We start from the raw sequence: 16,284 nt of genomic DNA, 5'->3' as shown, positions 1-16,284 counted from the left end.
AGAACCTAATTAAATCATAAATAAAATCTATACTCATAATTCTAAACTTTAAATATACAAAAATATTTCCAAGTTTTATTAATTATACTGAATTAATAGATATCCTTTTATTTTAAAGTATTATTTATCGAAAAATCTAGGAGTTAGTAATATATGATAAATCATTTCTAATATTATAACTACTTTTAACTTCTCTTTAAAACTATAAAAAAACTGCTTGTGAAAGTGATATATATACCCATAAATTATAATTTGTAAAAAGCAACAAACTTTTACAACTAGGAAATATTATATAGAGGTATTTTGTTTAATATTTTTCTTATAAAATATTTAATCTTTTAAGTTTTAAAAAATGAATCTACTCAAACTACAAAAAGCTTTAAGCTATAAAATAGATGAAGGCGGAATGTGTTATGGTATAGCATTTATGGGTATACAAGCTATTATTAGAAATAAAGTTGATAGTTACATTTATCGAATTAATCTAATAAACAATTATATTGATAAATATGGCTGTGAAGATAAGGCTATAGAGGCATTAATTTTTGATATAAATACTGCATATAATAAAAGAACAAATAAATTAACTAGAGAAACATTAACAGATAATGATAATCGGCTATTAAGCATATTAGATTGGTTAGATGGTATTCAAATCTATCACGGGCTAGATTTGAAATCTATTGGAAAGAGTCATTATCATATTGAGTATCAAGACTATGAGAGGTCTACTAACTTTTTTGGAGGTAATGACGAAAGGTATCAAAAAATATTCTTACAATCAAAGGATGTTTGCTTATTAACTAGAGCAAAAATATCTGAGATTTACCATAAAGTTTTATATTCTAATAAATCTATAGCCTTTTCAATCACAAGGCCTGGACACATTATAGCCATCGGAAAAAGTAAATCATTTAATTCTATCTATCTAATAAATCACAACCAACATTCAATTATAAGTAATGCAGATCAGGCATTTAATCTAATATACAGAGCTTGCTTTGACGGAGTTGTGTCAGAAGATAAAGCTGTTTGCATATTAGAATTTACAGATATTTCATCATTAAGTAATCTTAAAGCTCCTTTTGATAAAACTACTAATAACTTTACTGATAGAAATATCCAAGATTTATTATATATAGCATTAAGCGAGGGTCATCATGAAGCTGTTAAGGAATATACTGAACATATCCTAAGAACTAAAAAATATTATTTATTAACTAATAAGAATAAAGTTAATACTAATGGATTATATTTAGCCTTACAAAATGGTCACACTGAAACAGTCAAGAAATACATTGAGATAATAGCCCAATCAAATATGACTATAATAGATAAAAAAAAGTTTATTCTAGCTGAAAAAAATGGCTTTCCGAGTCTACATATTGTTTTACATAATGGTCATATTGAGACAATAAAAACTTATATCGAAGCAATAATTAATATAAATAGTTTTAGTATAGATAATAAGTATGAATTAATTTCAGGCTGTTCTGGTACTAATAGTACTCCTGTATTATTTATGGCTTTATCAAATGGTCATGCTAATGGAGTTAAAGCTTATATCGATGGTATTACAAATATAAATATTCCTATCAATTATAAATACCAACTTATTCAAGCTAAATCAGATGAATTCCCTGGATTATATATGGCCTTAGATAATGGTCATGCTGAAGCTGTTAAGGCTTATATCGATGGTATTGCAAATATGAATATTCCTATCGATTATAAATACCAACTTATTCAAGCTAAAACAAATGATGTCCCTGGATTATATATGGCCTTAGATAATGGTCATGCTGAAGCTGTTAAGGCTTATATCGATGGTATTGCAAATATGAATATTCCTATCGATTATAAATACCAACTTATTCAAGCTAAAACAAATGATGTCCCTGGATTATATATGGCCTTAGATAATGGTCATGCTGAAGCTGTTAAAATATATATACAAACAGTTTCAAAGATAAATAGTTTTAGTTATATTGATAAAGCTAAGCTATTTGTTGCTAAGTCAGATTTTGGAACTCCTGGATTACAGGGTCCCTTATTCAATGTATCTCAAGACAAAAAAGAAACTATAGCTAACTATCTAAAAGAAATTAAAGAAGATAGTATTAGTATTGAATGTGCAAAAATCATTATGAATAACTATAACCGTGCTAAACAAATAAAAGATATGCTCTTAGCTTGGGCACAAAAGTATAAATCTACAGAAATTAAAAACAGAACAGATTATCCCTTACTCATGAAGTTGTTATCTTATAATCGATCATCAACTTTTAAAAAAGAAACAACCGCTTCAATGAAACAATTTATGCGTTGTAACGGTTGGAAATAGTAATCTAAACTTTAATTTCATAAATTATCATTAATACAAAAAGAAACCATAAAATCAACAAAACCTTTTACAAACTTTTACAACTAGGAAATATTATATAGAGGTATTTGGATTACTCTACTCTATACAATATATTTAGTTATGAAGGTCTTTAAAAAAATGAATCTACTCAAACTACAAAAAGCTTTGGGATATAAAGTACGTGAGATTGGCATGTGTCATGGTATAGCATATATGGCTATACAAGCTATTATTAGAAATCAGTTAGGCACTTATATTAAGCGTATTGAGATTTTAGATTTATTTATAAAATCTCAAGGTAATGATGAAGAAAAGGCTATAAATGACTTAGTTAAGGAAATAAAAAAAGCAGAATCTAAAAGAGCTGATAAGGATCATATAGGTAAATTAACTGATTATGAGAAGATGTTGTTAGATATAGTCGCATGGTTAGATGGAGTTCAAATCTATCATGGATTAGATTTTAAATCCATTGGTAAAAGTGAGTACTATATTAACTATCAAGACTATCGGAGGTCTACTAACTTTTTTGGAGGTAATGACGAAGGGTATCAAAAAATATTCTTACAATCAAAGGATGTTTGCTTATTAACTAAAGCAAAAATATCTGAGATTTACCATAAAGTTTTATATTCTAATAAATCTATAGCTTTTTCAATCACAAGACCTGGACACATTATAGCCATCGGAAAAAGTAAATCATTTAATTCTATCTATCTAATAAATCACAACCAACATTCAATTATAAGTAATGCAGATCAGGCATTTAATCTAATATACAAAGCTTGCTTTGACGGAGTTGTATCAGAAGATAAAGCTATTAGTATATTAGAATTTACAGATACTCCTCAAATTGATATCTACATTTATTTTAATGATAACCAAAAGCTTACTGACAAGAATATACAAGACTTACTATACATTTCTCTAAGAGAGGGTCATACTGAAGCTGTTAAGAAATATACTGACTGCATTCTAGAAACTAAAAAATATCATTTATTAAGCATTAACGATAAAATTAATGCTCCTGGGTTATATGTAGCTATGCAAAATGATCATGCTGAAACAGTTGAAGCATTTATTAAAATAATAGCGCAATCAAGTATTCCTAATCAAATGAAGACAAAGCTTCTACTTGCCGAGCAAGATGGTTTTTCAGGATTATATATAGCTTTACATAATGGTCATATTGAGACAATTAAAACTTATATTGAAACAATAATTATTATAAAGTGTAATATAGACAAGTATGAGCTAATTTCTGCTTGCTCTGATAATAACTGTACTCCTGGGTTATTCTCTGCTTTAGCAAATGGTTATGTAGAAGGTATTGAGACTTATATTAAAACTATAGATAGTATTAGTGATGTTTCTATAAATAAATTTAAAAAACAAATATTCACAGCTGAAAATATTAATGGTACTCCTGGATTGTTTATGGCTTTAGCAAATGACCATGCTGAAGCAGTTAAGACGTATATCAAGGCAGTTGCTAATATAAAAGATACAACAATAAATAAACAAGATCTTTTAGCCGCAATAGATAATGGTGCTCCTGGATTATACATAGCCCTAGAAAAAGGTCATACTGAAGCTATAAAAATATATATAGAAGAAATATGCAATATTTCTAACATTAATAAGTATCAATTATTACACTCTAAAAACTCTAGAGGTACTCCTGGATTATTCGCTGCTTTAAGAAATGGTCATACAGATACAATTAAAACTTATATAAAAGCTATATCAAACATTCAAGATGACTCCATAAATAGCCATAAACAAGAAGTACTTGCAGCAAAGCATAATAATGTATCTGGACTTTTTATTGCTTTACAAAATAATCACGTTGATACAATTAAAATCTATATTGAAACGATAATAAATATAAATGACTCAACTATTAATAAGCAAGAACTTCTGACTGCTACTTCTCATTTGAATAATCCCGGACTTTTTACAATTATGCAAGAGGATAAGGTAGATGCTGTAGAGGCATATATTGAAGCCATCGAAGAAATAAATAATCCTATGATCGATAAAGGCAAACTACTATCTGCTATATCCATCAACAATATATCTGGACTATATCAAGCATTACTTACTAATAAGGAGGATAGTATGATAAGTACTTATCTTAAAATTAAAGATAATAATGGTTATTGTGCTAATACGATTATGAATAGCAAAGTAGATAAGGTTGAGATAAAAAGACTATTGCTAAAATGGGCTTATAGGTATAAGCAAGGTGTTAATAAAAATATTAAAGACTATCCCCTACTTATTAAATTATTATCTTATAACAGATCATCAATTTTTAAAAAAGCTATAACCGCTTCAATGAAACAACTCTGTAGTCATATAGATTGGTACCAACATGGCCCTTACAAATAAGAAACACATTATAACAAAGGACTTAAAAAATGAATCTCTTAAAATTACAACTAGCACTTGGTTATAAAATAAATAAGCTAGGAATGTGTTATGGTATAGCATTTATGGCTATACAAGCTATCATTAGAAATAAAATTGATAGTTACATCCATCGTATTAATCTAATAAACAGTTATATTGATAAATATGAAAATCAAGATAAGGCTATAGAAGCATTAGCTAATGACATAGATCAAGCATATAAGAGAAGAGCAAATAAACTAACTAGACAAACATTAACCCCTGATGAGAATAGGCTATTAGACATATTAGCATGGTTAGATGGAGTTCAGATATATCATGGTCAAGATCTTAGATTATTAGGTAAAAGTAGATATCAGATTAATTATCAAGACTTTCAAAGATCTAGTGATTTTTTTGTAGGAGGAAATGAAGAATGCCAAAAAATATTCTTACAATCAAAGGATATTTGTTTATTAACTAGCGAAAAAATAGATGAGATTTTATTGAAGATTAAAAATACCCACAAACCCATAGCTTTTTCTATATCAACTTCAGACCATACTATAGCAATTGGGAAATCTAAAAATGTTAAAGAAATATTTTTAATAAGTCATGACGATATCATTATTTTAGATAAGTATAATAAATTTAGAATTCATTCATTTTTTGGGGCTCAAAATAATGACCTAATAACAGTTAGTATATTAGAATTTTCAAACTCTACTCAAACTCATGAGATAAACTATTTTCTTGAAGATATTTCACAGTTATCTAATTCACAAATAAAAAACTTAATATATATAGCTTTACAATATGGGCATCCAACAGCAGTTAAAGCTTATATAGAAACCATATTAAAAATGAACATTAATATTAACAATAAAATAAAGTTACTCGCTGCTAAATGTCCTAATCAATTTCCTGGTTTATATGTGGCTTTACAAAATGGACATATTGAATCGATTAATATTTATATAGAAAGTATTCTAAACTCTAATATCCCTAATAACTTCAAAGTAGAGCTACTCGCTGCTAAAAATATTAACTACACACCAGGACTATTTCTAGCTCTACAAAATGAGCATGATGAAATAATTGCTAATTATCTAAAAATAAATATCCCAAATCTTTCTGATCATATTGTATATGGCTTTTCAAAAAATAAACTCATGAAAGAACTTTTGTTAAAATGGGCATTAAAGTATAAACCTAACCAAATAAAGAAAAAATCAGACTATCCTCTTTTAATCAATATATTATCTTATAACCGTTATATCTTCGAGAAAAATCCTACTGAATCTACTAAGGCTCTTAATGCCTGTAATTATTGGGTATAAGTATAAAATAAATCATTAATTTTATACCTTTAATTAATTCTGATCTAATGTTGATAAGATACTAAAATCATGTTCAATTTTTTTACTACAATCATCTGCTAATAAGACAACTTTTCGAACATCATGAAAATTATATGCCTTGTTTACACTATTTCTTTGGCCTTTATCTAATATTAACTTACAGTAGCTTGACTCTAAATTTGCTAAAACTTCCTTAAAATAATCATCAGAAAATTTATGACTATATAGTAATCTTGCTTTAGTATTAGTATACCTATCTACAAAATCCTGCTGCTGTGAAATAGTTGTTAACCCAATATTATTTAACAAATACATATATTGATCAGTTCCTGTAGTAAGTAGAGCCATATCATGTAGTAGCCCATCACAACCTGACAGTCTTGGGTTTATCTCAATTAACTCTATTGTGCCATCATCTTTTAAGATAATTTCAGTATGATCAACCGAGTTTTTAATCTCAAAACAATCCATAACTTTGCAAATATAATTTGAAATTTTTTGATACTCTAATGTCAACGGACTAACCTGATCTACACCAGTTACAACAACTTCCTGATAGTTGCCAATATGTTTTATATATTTATATATGCCAATAACTCTATGTGTTCCACCTATAGTCACACTATCAATAACATACTCATCCCCTTCGATGAACTCCTGGATTAGATATGAATCAAACTTTCTCTTTGACACACTATGCTGGGAGTTTATTAACTGCTTTGAAATATCAGACACTGAATTTATGATAAGCACCCCTTCTTTACCAGATCCATATCTGTTAGGTTTTGCAATAACTGGGAATTTTAATTTTTTGATATCTATAATTTTTTTAGAGTAGTTTTCTTTAGTCAGTAAAATCTGGCGTTGGTTTGATAACCTAGCTTTCCTTAAAATTTCAATAGCTTGATATTTATCTGTTCTATAGTTTGATACAACACCATTAGACTTACTTGGTAAAAAAAAAGATATTAGTTTATCAGCTAAGATACTAGAGTCATCTGTACCATTTAAGATAGCTTTTATATTTAGCTTTTCTTTATTTACCTTACTGACTAGAAAATTTCTCAGTATGCTAAAAGATGGTCTAAGATAATGTATCTCATGATAACCTAAGCTTTTGATAAGGTTTATTTTCTGATGTTTAGTATTTGTAATTATCACAATTACTCTAGTATTCGATTCATATACTCTTGTAAATATATAATTACAAGAAACAAAAGGGTCTATTAAAATAATGCTATCCATAATTATGAGGCTCTGCTATTTCTTATAAAAGTTGGTAAAGTTAAGAAGATAGTGATTAAAACTGCTAATATATAGTTTTTGAGGGTTTCTTCTTTAATGTATTGATTATGCCCAAATTCAGATAAAATCAATGTCAAAAGAGGTATTGAAGCACATATGATAGAGTGAATCTTTGCTCCTGATTTTTCTATTCCTTTTTGGTTAAAATACAAAGGCACTATAAACGATAAAACTACAACTACCAATAAGAAAGTCATAGTATGGGCATTAAAAAACATACTCATAGATTCTGAATAATTTTTAGGATAAAAAATAATAATAGAAGTACAGATAAGGATAATTCCATAAGACCTAACACATAATACCATTGATGTTGTTGACTCTGTTTTTAGAGAGTATGATTTCGCCTGTATTCTATATATATATGATGAAATTCCGCCAACTAATGCTATAGATACACCATATACTACACTCCTACTAGTAAACTCACCTATGTATAGATATATAGATATAATCAATATGGCAAATAAACTTACTCCTGAAATTAAAGACATCTTATTTCTATTTGTAGAATACTCTCCAACTAAAGCTATAACAGATGGAACTATAAAATAAATAACCATATAAATATACGGATCTATAATTGATAAACCAACAAAAGTTGAGACCCAAAGTATTCCTGCACTTATATTTATAGCTATGCTGGCTTGATATGTTTTAAAAAAATTCGTATAAATAACTCGAAGTTTACCAAAATTTATTAAGTGAAAGAAAAAGGTAGATGTCACAACACAAATTAATAACACTACTAATGGATCTAACTTCGTTACTAGCTGGTTTATATAAATAGCTGATAGTGCTGTTGAAACACAATATATAAAAGATGGATTAAGTATCTTTTTTCTCATTTTAACATTATCTGAATTGAATATGCGCCAGATAATACTTAAGGAAAGTAACTAAGATATCTCCTATTTGTAAATAATTTGTAACTTAACAAAAAAAATAATAGCAAACATTCTATAAGAATCATGGTTATTTCAAATATATCTTTGTTACATATTTTCAACAAATGAGAAACATTATAGATAACTTTATTAGGTATCTTTAAGTAAATTAAAACCTAAGGAGCTATATTACTGTGACAATTGATTTCGAAAAAAATGAGAATACCAATAAAGATTTACTAAAGAAATTATGCTTGGAAGCATCAAAGCATGTTAATTATAAATTTTTAGGAGGGGGAACTAAAGTTACAATTGATTCTGTGAACTACATCGTACCACACCACTTAAGTATAATTATTAAAAGATTATTAGTGAGTGATAGTATTAAACAAAACTCGAGGGATTTTAAAAAACTCTTATGCGGTAACTTATCATATTGTCAACCAGGATATAATATTGGTAGATCTAGTTGGACTGAAAAGTTATATTCACATCCAACTGAAATTATTAATAATCTCAATTCCTTATATATCTCAGACTACTTTACTGGAAAATTTACTTTAACAAGCAAAGATAATGTGTTTTTTAGAGATTTGCGAGGATCTTGGAGTATAAAAGTAATAAAATCCAAACAGATAATTCTTGATTCAAAGAATCAAAATTCTGATAATGATAGTTTCAGAGAAAATATAGAAAAAACGCTTAATGATTTAATACATCAAAATACTCTTTCAATGGCAGATAAAAACACAATATACTCAGTTAATCAGAATATTTTAGTGGATGTCTTAAAGGCTTTCACAGATAAAAAACCTCAAAGCTCGATTAATGATCCACTTAATAAATCAAGAAATATACTAAAAAGATTTTTTTATTTTGAAGATCTTAATAACTTAAGAGACTCGTCTACAGATGCTATACTAAATTTTGATAGAGGTAGCTTACAGATTAATCAAAAGACAACAAAAGAATTTCAAAAATATATTGAAGATATGCTTTTAGAGAATATTAAGGATTTAGAATGTGATAAGTCTAAATATATTAAAGTTTATGAGCAAGTGTTAGGAAATGATTATAAGTCTATTCTTGCTAGTAGATCTAGGTTTAAAATAAATACAGTTATTAATTTCAATTTATTAAGTAATCAATTTGATTGCAGTACAGAATTATTTCAAGAATAATATCAATTCTAATTATTACACTCTAATATAATAAATCTCTAATATTTCTTCCTAGCTGGTATTTTATCAATTACTTTAGAAACTACCGCTTTAATAATATTTTTTAATTCAACACAGGCTATTGTCACAATAAATGATCCAAAAAATATCCCTCCAACTATACAAAATATTGGTACCGTTCCTAGTATCATAATATCTACCTTTTTTATATCTTATTCTGTTTCAGTTTCAGCTTCTGCTTCATCAACCTCTTGTACATCTTGCTTCAGCAGATTTGATTTTGGAATTATCTTTTTATCTAAAAAGATCTCAAAATCTTTCATTAGAATTTCTTTGATTTCTTCTTTATTAATGTCATCATCACTTGCTTCAGCAGATTTGATAAATCCAACAAGCTCATCAAAAATCTTTAAGATTGGCTCTGAAATCTCTTTGGTCATTTTTGGCAAAATTACACCTAGTTGTATTTTAAAAGAAATATCTTCCATTTTTATTCTCCTACGTATTGTTATTTAACTTTAAACATTAAGTCATTTGCTAGATTTACCGTCAGTTTGGTTGGATATATCATTTAAATGACTATGTTTTAATAATACGCATAGAAAATAACTAAAATATTTCAGATTTGTAAAAGTTTGTAATTTTTATACTCTGTTAGTTGATAGTGCAAAAAGTGAAAGATTTAGTAAAAAAATTCTTACTGTTTTATAGATATTACTTTATTTGAGCCGATAAGTCTTTTATCCTTCTAACAAAGAAAGTGAATATTTCTTTGGCTTTTTCCGTTTTGATGTCCCCACTTTTACCAATCCTATCAATCTCTAATTGCATATCTCCTTCAGCAGCATAATCTAATTTACCAGCTCGTTGCTTAATACTGCTTTTTACACGATTAAGATCATCACGACTATCCTTACTTAGAAGTCTAATCAATATATCTGATGCTAGGCTATCATTGGTTGTCGTGACTTTACGATCTGATACCAAGGCTCTAACATTATGACCAAACCGCAAATGGATATCATTTTCACTAGTTGGTCTAAATCGTAATTTTTTTAGAGCGTCAACTAATAAACTAATTTTTGTTTGATTTAATATATCTGCTAAAGTATTAATTTTAAAATTACTCTCCTTAGGCTTCATATCATTCCATTTAGTAACGATATAATCATGATCAATCTTGCCATAATAAAATCTATTATAAAAATTAAACTGCCCATAATTATATATATGGAAATCATTTTCCATGAATAAATAAACACAAATTAAAAGTGACGCTAACCCCTTTGTTTCATCTAAATCGTTTGGTGTCATTTTTACAAACTCTTTAAAACCATCTAAACCAACTGAGCATATACCTATTAAACTACCCGAATCAAATACAAGTCTTGAGTCAGATGCTCTCTCACCAATTAAGAATCTCCAAAGCTTCGAATATACGACCTCTGCTAATGCATTACTTTTTTCTTCATCTGAATTTAAATATTTAAGAAAATAATAATATGTCTTACCTCCTGACTCTTTCTTATATCTATGAACAGCATGTTCTGAAACACCTAGCACCTTATCAAACCTACCCAAATCTGCTATATCTAATGTTAAATCACTATTAGTATCTTCTCTAGCTGCCCCAAAAATACTACTTCTAAAATAACCACTGCGAAAGCTTGATTGATATATCGATGCTTGAGTACCCACAGTGCTTCGGTATGATTTAAGAACTGAATCAATATAGTATCTTAGCGAACTTTTTGTATTATTACCTCCAGCTAATAATTTTGCATCAGCATACATCTCTGCAGTTACAATTTTGAATTCCTCTTCTTGAGGATTTCTAGAATTTACATGAGCTAATTTATTAGCTAGGACTAAATAATTCTTATGCCCTAAATAATTGTCTAAAAGAAACTCTAGTTTTCCATTATGCCATGCTGTATCACACCAACGACCTAAGGTTTCTGCTCGATGAATACCTTCTGTACCATGATGGTGGAATAACTGCCAGTTAAAGATACTTGCTTTACTAGCTCCTTTCATATATAACCCAATAGTGTCAGTAATTATATTAATATCAATTTGAGACACGATAACTTTTCCTTTACTTTAAACCCTAAAGATAAAATACAGGAGATATGTAACCCAAATATTTCATAGCTGTAAAATATTATATTTTTATGAGGAAAAACTAAAAATTTAAATATATGATGATAATACTGGCTTTCTTAAACTAAAATATAATAGAGGTACTATAAATAGTAATAGCACTAAAACTATATATTTGCTAGTAAACCAGATGTTTATCCACTCAGATGAGATCGATCCAAATAAGAATGATACATAACCTAAAGATAGAATTATATTAAACCTATGATATTTATTCTTAGCTATATATTTAGTAAGAATTAGAAAGAATAAAAATGGACAGTACCAATTATAATTAGCTACAAGTAACTCCCTCAAGATAGAACTATTTCCAAAGATTAATACTAATAAAATATTTAAAAATAATAATAGGCTTGAGTAAAAAAATATTTTGATAAATCTTTCTTTACTTATATACGCTGAAACTAGGACTATTAGTATAAATGCTATCGGATATATTATTATTTGGAAAAAGAAAAAATAGTTAATATCTTGTTTATTACTAAACGATATTGCATGTAAAATATACTGCTGTATAAGTCCACTTATGATTCCACACACTAGTAAATAAACAAATAACTTTATTATAGAATGTTCTTTCATGATATTTATTAAATATACAAAAATTTTTGTGGAGAAATTTCTATAACTACCTTTGCTTTCTCGAGGCTCATTTATTGTAATAATATAATATATCAAAAGCAGTATTAGGAATAAGATTGAGCAGGTGTATATAATAATCTCACCTCTTAGCACAGGATCTTTAATCAGTATAAGCTCTGTCAATAACATTACCAACTTTGATAAAGGAAGAAAACCACAAAAGATCCCAAGAATAAAAAACTTATTTTCAACTCTCATAATTGCCTTATATAAGAGTGTTATTATATTTATATATAATATAGCAAGACAAATATTACTAATTATTTCTTTTAATAATGTATCTTTGTAAAAAAATTCTCCGTGAACAATGAAAATAACAAATCCAACAAGGAAACCAAACTTTATTACTTGATTAATTCTTTTTTGAGAAAAAAAACATAATATAGGAGCTAAAAATAGCATCGCAGGTAACAATGCTCCGACTATATAGAAGTATCTAAAATATCGATAAGAGTTTTCAAAAATCAATGGATCATGACTAGATATCTCAGGAATCATACTAAGTATAATTTGAGAAATTAAGGCCATTAGTATTAGCATAGTAGTTTTAAATTGGTAACTTAACATTCACAATTACTCCATGAGGGTCATAATGATTAGCTAAACTTACAACTCCATTATGATTTGTAATGATTTCGTGGACTATGGTTAATCCAAGACCATTACCTTGTTTCATATTATTAACTTGATAAAAAGGTCTAAATATATTTTTTATTTCACTTTCTTTTATACCTACACCATAATCTTTGATATCTATTTCTATAAAACATTCTTTTTTTGTAATATTTACAGATACTTCATCACTGTACTTTTTTGCATTTGAAATCAAATTTTCAAATGCTCTATATAACGCTAGTTTCCTTCCTTTAATATAAATCTTTTCATCTGTGTTAAGTGTTATATTTTTGTATTTACTAATTACACCTCTTAACAAATCAGTAAAGTTGAATTTTTCAACCACTTCATGACTAAACATGTCATCTTTTATCTCTAATAATAATTGTTGACACAACTTCTCAAGTAACTCAAGATCCTCTAAATTGTCATCATCACTAACCATACCTAACTCATATCTTAGTTTTAATCTAGCCACAGGAGACTTAAGATCATGAGCAATCATAGATAACATTTTTGTGCGTAGCTTTAAAGCTTTAAATAACCTCTGTTGAATAAAGTTGATAGAATTGCTAAATCTACCTAACAATTTTATACCATTTGTTTTGACCTCTTTCTCTATTAAAGACATCCCTAGTTCATAGGCATTGTTTTCTAACTTTTTAGTTGGAATAATTATTTTCAACAAAATCCAGCAGAAAATACAAATAGCAATTATTATGATTCCTGTTACTAGATTAGAAATTAACAATATATTTTCACGCGGAAATGATGGCTTAACAATATAATTCAACCATACTCCATTATTGTTAATAGAGACACAACTCCATAGTTTAATTTTTATATGTTGTTTTTGACTAAGCTCATTAAGTAAAGTCTTTTGTTCAAGCTGAATTTTACATAGAGGCTTTCGTGTGAATTTTGCAAATGCATCATTAAATTCAAAATCTAAAAAAATACGTCCTTTTAATCGTTGCTCCCCTTTATAACTTAATAGCATATTTATGGCATTAATGTTCTCAACATAGGCATTTATAATATTTCTATGAACATTATTTGCTGATTGACTTGATATAAAGAATGAAGAGATAGTAATCTGTATGATAAACAATACCATTACCAATAAAAATAATAATCTAAAAATCTTATTTTTTAATACTATTTTTATGGTTGATTTCATATATTACTCTTTAATGTAACCTCCTGAGTCCACATGTACCCTGAGCCATGTATTGTTTTTATCGCATCATTAATTTCGATATCTTTTAAAATCTTTCTTAATCTTGATATTTGGATATCTATTGATCTATCAAAATTTTCTAATGACCTATTTTGTGTCTGTTCCATTAAAAGCTCTCTTGATAGAACAATATTTGGATTTTCTAAAAAGTATTTAAGTACTCTATACACACCTGTTGTTATTGGTATCATTTTTCCATTGTATTTCAATGTCTGTGTACTTGTATCTAGTATACAATTACAAAAAGCATAATTAACCGTTTTTTTGTTTACTGATACTTGCTCTTGCTTATGAGACCTTTTAATTACATTCTTTATTCTTGAGTATAATACCATCGGATTAAAAGGCTTGATTACATAATCATCAGCGCCTACTTCTAAGGCTAATATTGTATTGATATCATCTTGTGATGAAGTCACCATCAATATAGGAATATCAGAAAATTCACGGATCTTTTTGCATGTTTCAATACCACATATTCCATGCATATGAATATCTAATGTTACAACATCATACTTTTCATGATTCGCATATAAAATCTCTATGGCTTCTTCACCTGAGTGCACAATATCTATTTTGTAGTTATATTTTTCAAAGAACAGCTTCAGCATAGAGCATATTTTTTTATCATCATCTACTATCAGAATATTCATATAAAGCTCCTTCTCATTATAGTAAGCACTTTTTTATACCATAGAAGCAAAACTTGAAGCTAACCTTTTGTAAAAACTATCCGTAAAGTGCTCTAATAATAAAGATTATACATCAAATTGTAACTCATGTCATTTTACTAAATTTGTCTGTAGGTTAGTTATATTTCAATCTTAGTTTTACTTTTCTATAATATTTCGTAGTTTAAAATTATTAATATTAATTATTGTATTTTCTAAATACAGATTATTTTTAAGCTATAAGCAAGTTAGATAAACTTGAGAGTTAGGATTATGCATCAGATTAAACTTAAAGCATAAGACTCTCTCATTAATCACAGCTTGCCATTGATTCCCTAATGGTATGATTTCAAAAACCTCTTCAGCATCTGGGAAGTTATTCAATAATATCTCAGATTCAACAGGCTTTAGCTCAACACCTGGTAAAGCTTTTAACAAAATACTCTCTGTCCTAGAAGGTGCAAACCCCTTAACTAAAACTTTCCTATCAGATGATAAGACTGAGGCTCCACTATTATAAACAAGGTATTTAGACTCCGAAGTAAAGAAATCATCATCTAATATTCCAGTCTGGTACACACCTTGTTTATACGAAAGCTCATATATATTAGAACTTTTTAATTCATTTTCTGAGCACTTCGTTATCAGATGTAAAAGCTTATAGCAGTCTTGTAGTGGTTGCTTTGAGGCTTCGTATAAACTTATTTTGTTATACCATACAAGACTCACACATTGATATAACTTATGTATATAATTTCTCAGCTGATATATACAAATAGCGCTACTATCTATATTCTGTGAATTTAACCAAAATTCAATATCAGATAATCTAAGATTCACAGCTTGATATCTATCATATATAGTTTTATTTATGCATACTTTATGTAATTTATCTCTAATATCAGATAATTTCTCAGTTGCTGATTCTAAAAATGATTTAGCAAACATATATGGTAAATATATGCATTTAGGTATATAACTCGTATCTACACTCCATTTTTGCTCATCTTCAGAGTACGCTAGCTCAAATAGTTTGACTGAATAATTAGTATTAGTCACTAAAGTATCACTTAAATAAAACTCAAAATACTCTACTTCAATGTCCTGTCTATTAATATTTTCATGTTGTATATTTGGCTCATTTTTTAAAGTTAAATATAAGCTTAATTTGCCATCTTCTGTAATTTTCTCAGGATCTAACTCGTATGCATGGCATATTGCATTGAAATCTAATAATGCAAAAGTTTGACCTGGCATAAAGATGGCTAACTTTTTGATTTTTAATATATTATATAACAGTGCTTTATCATCTATAATGACATCAAGCACACCATCGCTATAGCCGTGAACTATGCTATTCACATGTCCACTTAATTGATGCATATATTTTTGTTGTAAAATAAAATGCTCAGGTAATAAAACCTGCCCCATACTCCAGTGTACTTGACTCATTATTAATA

The 16,284-nt window shown here is 27.8% G+C and carries 13 protein-coding genes; 4 read left to right on the top strand and 9 right to left on the bottom strand.

The features are described from left to right. Positions 1–352 precede the first annotated feature (352 nt). The 3 genes from FIP56_RS03105 (at position 353) to FIP56_RS03095 (ending at position 6,099) form a co-directional block, all read left to right on the top strand. Complete coding sequence (locus FIP56_RS03105) at positions 353–2,344, top strand: ankyrin repeat domain-containing protein (protein ID WP_192577508.1); 1,992 nt, start codon at positions 353–355, stop codon at positions 2,342–2,344. Positions 2,345–2,503: 159 nt separating this feature from the next. After that, positions 2,504–4,759, top strand: coding sequence for an ankyrin repeat domain-containing protein (locus FIP56_RS03100; RefSeq protein ID WP_192577507.1), 2,256 nt, complete (start codon positions 2,504–2,506; stop codon positions 4,757–4,759). A gap of 29 nt (positions 4,760–4,788) precedes the next feature. Further along, positions 4,789–6,099 (top strand): ankyrin repeat domain-containing protein, encoded by a 1,311-nt coding sequence (locus FIP56_RS03095; protein ID WP_192577506.1) that lies wholly within the window; start codon positions 4,789–4,791, stop codon positions 6,097–6,099. A 33-nt stretch (positions 6,100–6,132) separates the two neighbouring features. Here FIP56_RS03095 and FIP56_RS03090 read toward each other — a convergent pair whose 3' ends face one another. Together FIP56_RS03090 and FIP56_RS03085 are read right to left on the bottom strand one after the other, a co-directional pair. After that, positions 6,133–7,365 (bottom strand): ATP-grasp domain-containing protein, encoded by a 1,233-nt coding sequence (locus FIP56_RS03090; RefSeq protein WP_192577505.1) that lies wholly within the window; start codon positions 7,363–7,365, stop codon positions 6,133–6,135. A 2-nt stretch (positions 7,366–7,367) separates the two neighbouring features. Beyond that, positions 7,368–8,273: a hypothetical protein gene (locus tag FIP56_RS03085; protein WP_192577504.1), complete on the bottom strand. Its 906-nt coding sequence runs from the start codon at positions 8,271–8,273 to the stop codon at positions 7,368–7,370. A 233-nt stretch (positions 8,274–8,506) separates the two neighbouring features. Between FIP56_RS03085 and FIP56_RS03080 the strand changes: the two genes are divergently transcribed. After that, complete coding sequence (locus FIP56_RS03080) at positions 8,507–9,493, top strand: hypothetical protein (RefSeq protein ID WP_192577503.1); 987 nt, start codon at positions 8,507–8,509, stop codon at positions 9,491–9,493. A gap of 38 nt (positions 9,494–9,531) precedes the next feature. Here the strand turns inward: FIP56_RS03080 and FIP56_RS03075 are convergent, their stop codons facing one another. From FIP56_RS03075 to tssK, 7 genes are all read right to left on the bottom strand, one after another. Further along, complete coding sequence (locus FIP56_RS03075) at positions 9,532–9,684, bottom strand: hypothetical protein (protein WP_192577502.1); 153 nt, start codon at positions 9,682–9,684, stop codon at positions 9,532–9,534. Between the two features lie 21 nt (positions 9,685–9,705). Further along, positions 9,706–9,981 (bottom strand): hypothetical protein, encoded by a 276-nt coding sequence (locus FIP56_RS03070; RefSeq protein WP_192577501.1) that lies wholly within the window; start codon positions 9,979–9,981, stop codon positions 9,706–9,708. Positions 9,982–10,207: 226 nt separating this feature from the next. Then, complete coding sequence (locus FIP56_RS03065; protein WP_192577500.1) at positions 10,208–11,578, bottom strand: hypothetical protein; 1,371 nt, start codon at positions 11,576–11,578, stop codon at positions 10,208–10,210. A gap of 108 nt (positions 11,579–11,686) precedes the next feature. After that, complete coding sequence (locus tag FIP56_RS03060; RefSeq protein ID WP_192577499.1) at positions 11,687–12,865, bottom strand: hypothetical protein; 1,179 nt, start codon at positions 12,863–12,865, stop codon at positions 11,687–11,689. After that, the gene (locus FIP56_RS03055) at positions 12,846–14,093 is read right to left on the bottom strand and encodes a HAMP domain-containing sensor histidine kinase (protein WP_192577498.1); all 1,248 of its coding nucleotides are present in this window, start codon (positions 14,091–14,093) and stop codon (positions 12,846–12,848) included. Before FIP56_RS03055 ends, FIP56_RS03060 begins: the two co-directional genes overlap by 20 nt. Beyond that, positions 14,090–14,806 (bottom strand): response regulator transcription factor, encoded by a 717-nt coding sequence (locus FIP56_RS03050; RefSeq protein ID WP_192577497.1) that lies wholly within the window; start codon positions 14,804–14,806, stop codon positions 14,090–14,092. Before FIP56_RS03050 ends, FIP56_RS03055 begins: the two co-directional genes overlap by 4 nt. A gap of 255 nt (positions 14,807–15,061) precedes the next feature. Beyond that, a complete protein-coding gene (tssK, locus tag FIP56_RS03045; protein WP_192577496.1) occupies positions 15,062–16,276 on the bottom strand; it encodes a type VI secretion system baseplate subunit TssK in 1,215 nt (404 codons plus the stop codon). Between the last annotated feature and the right edge of the window lie 8 nt (positions 16,277–16,284).

Origin of the sequence: Francisella sp. LA112445 (assembly GCF_012224145.1) — a bacterium.
In the GTDB taxonomy this organism is placed as follows: domain Bacteria; phylum Pseudomonadota; class Gammaproteobacteria; order Francisellales; family Francisellaceae; genus Francisella.
Note: the sequence above shows the minus strand (reverse complement) of the source record. Positions and strands in the feature narration are given on the sequence as shown.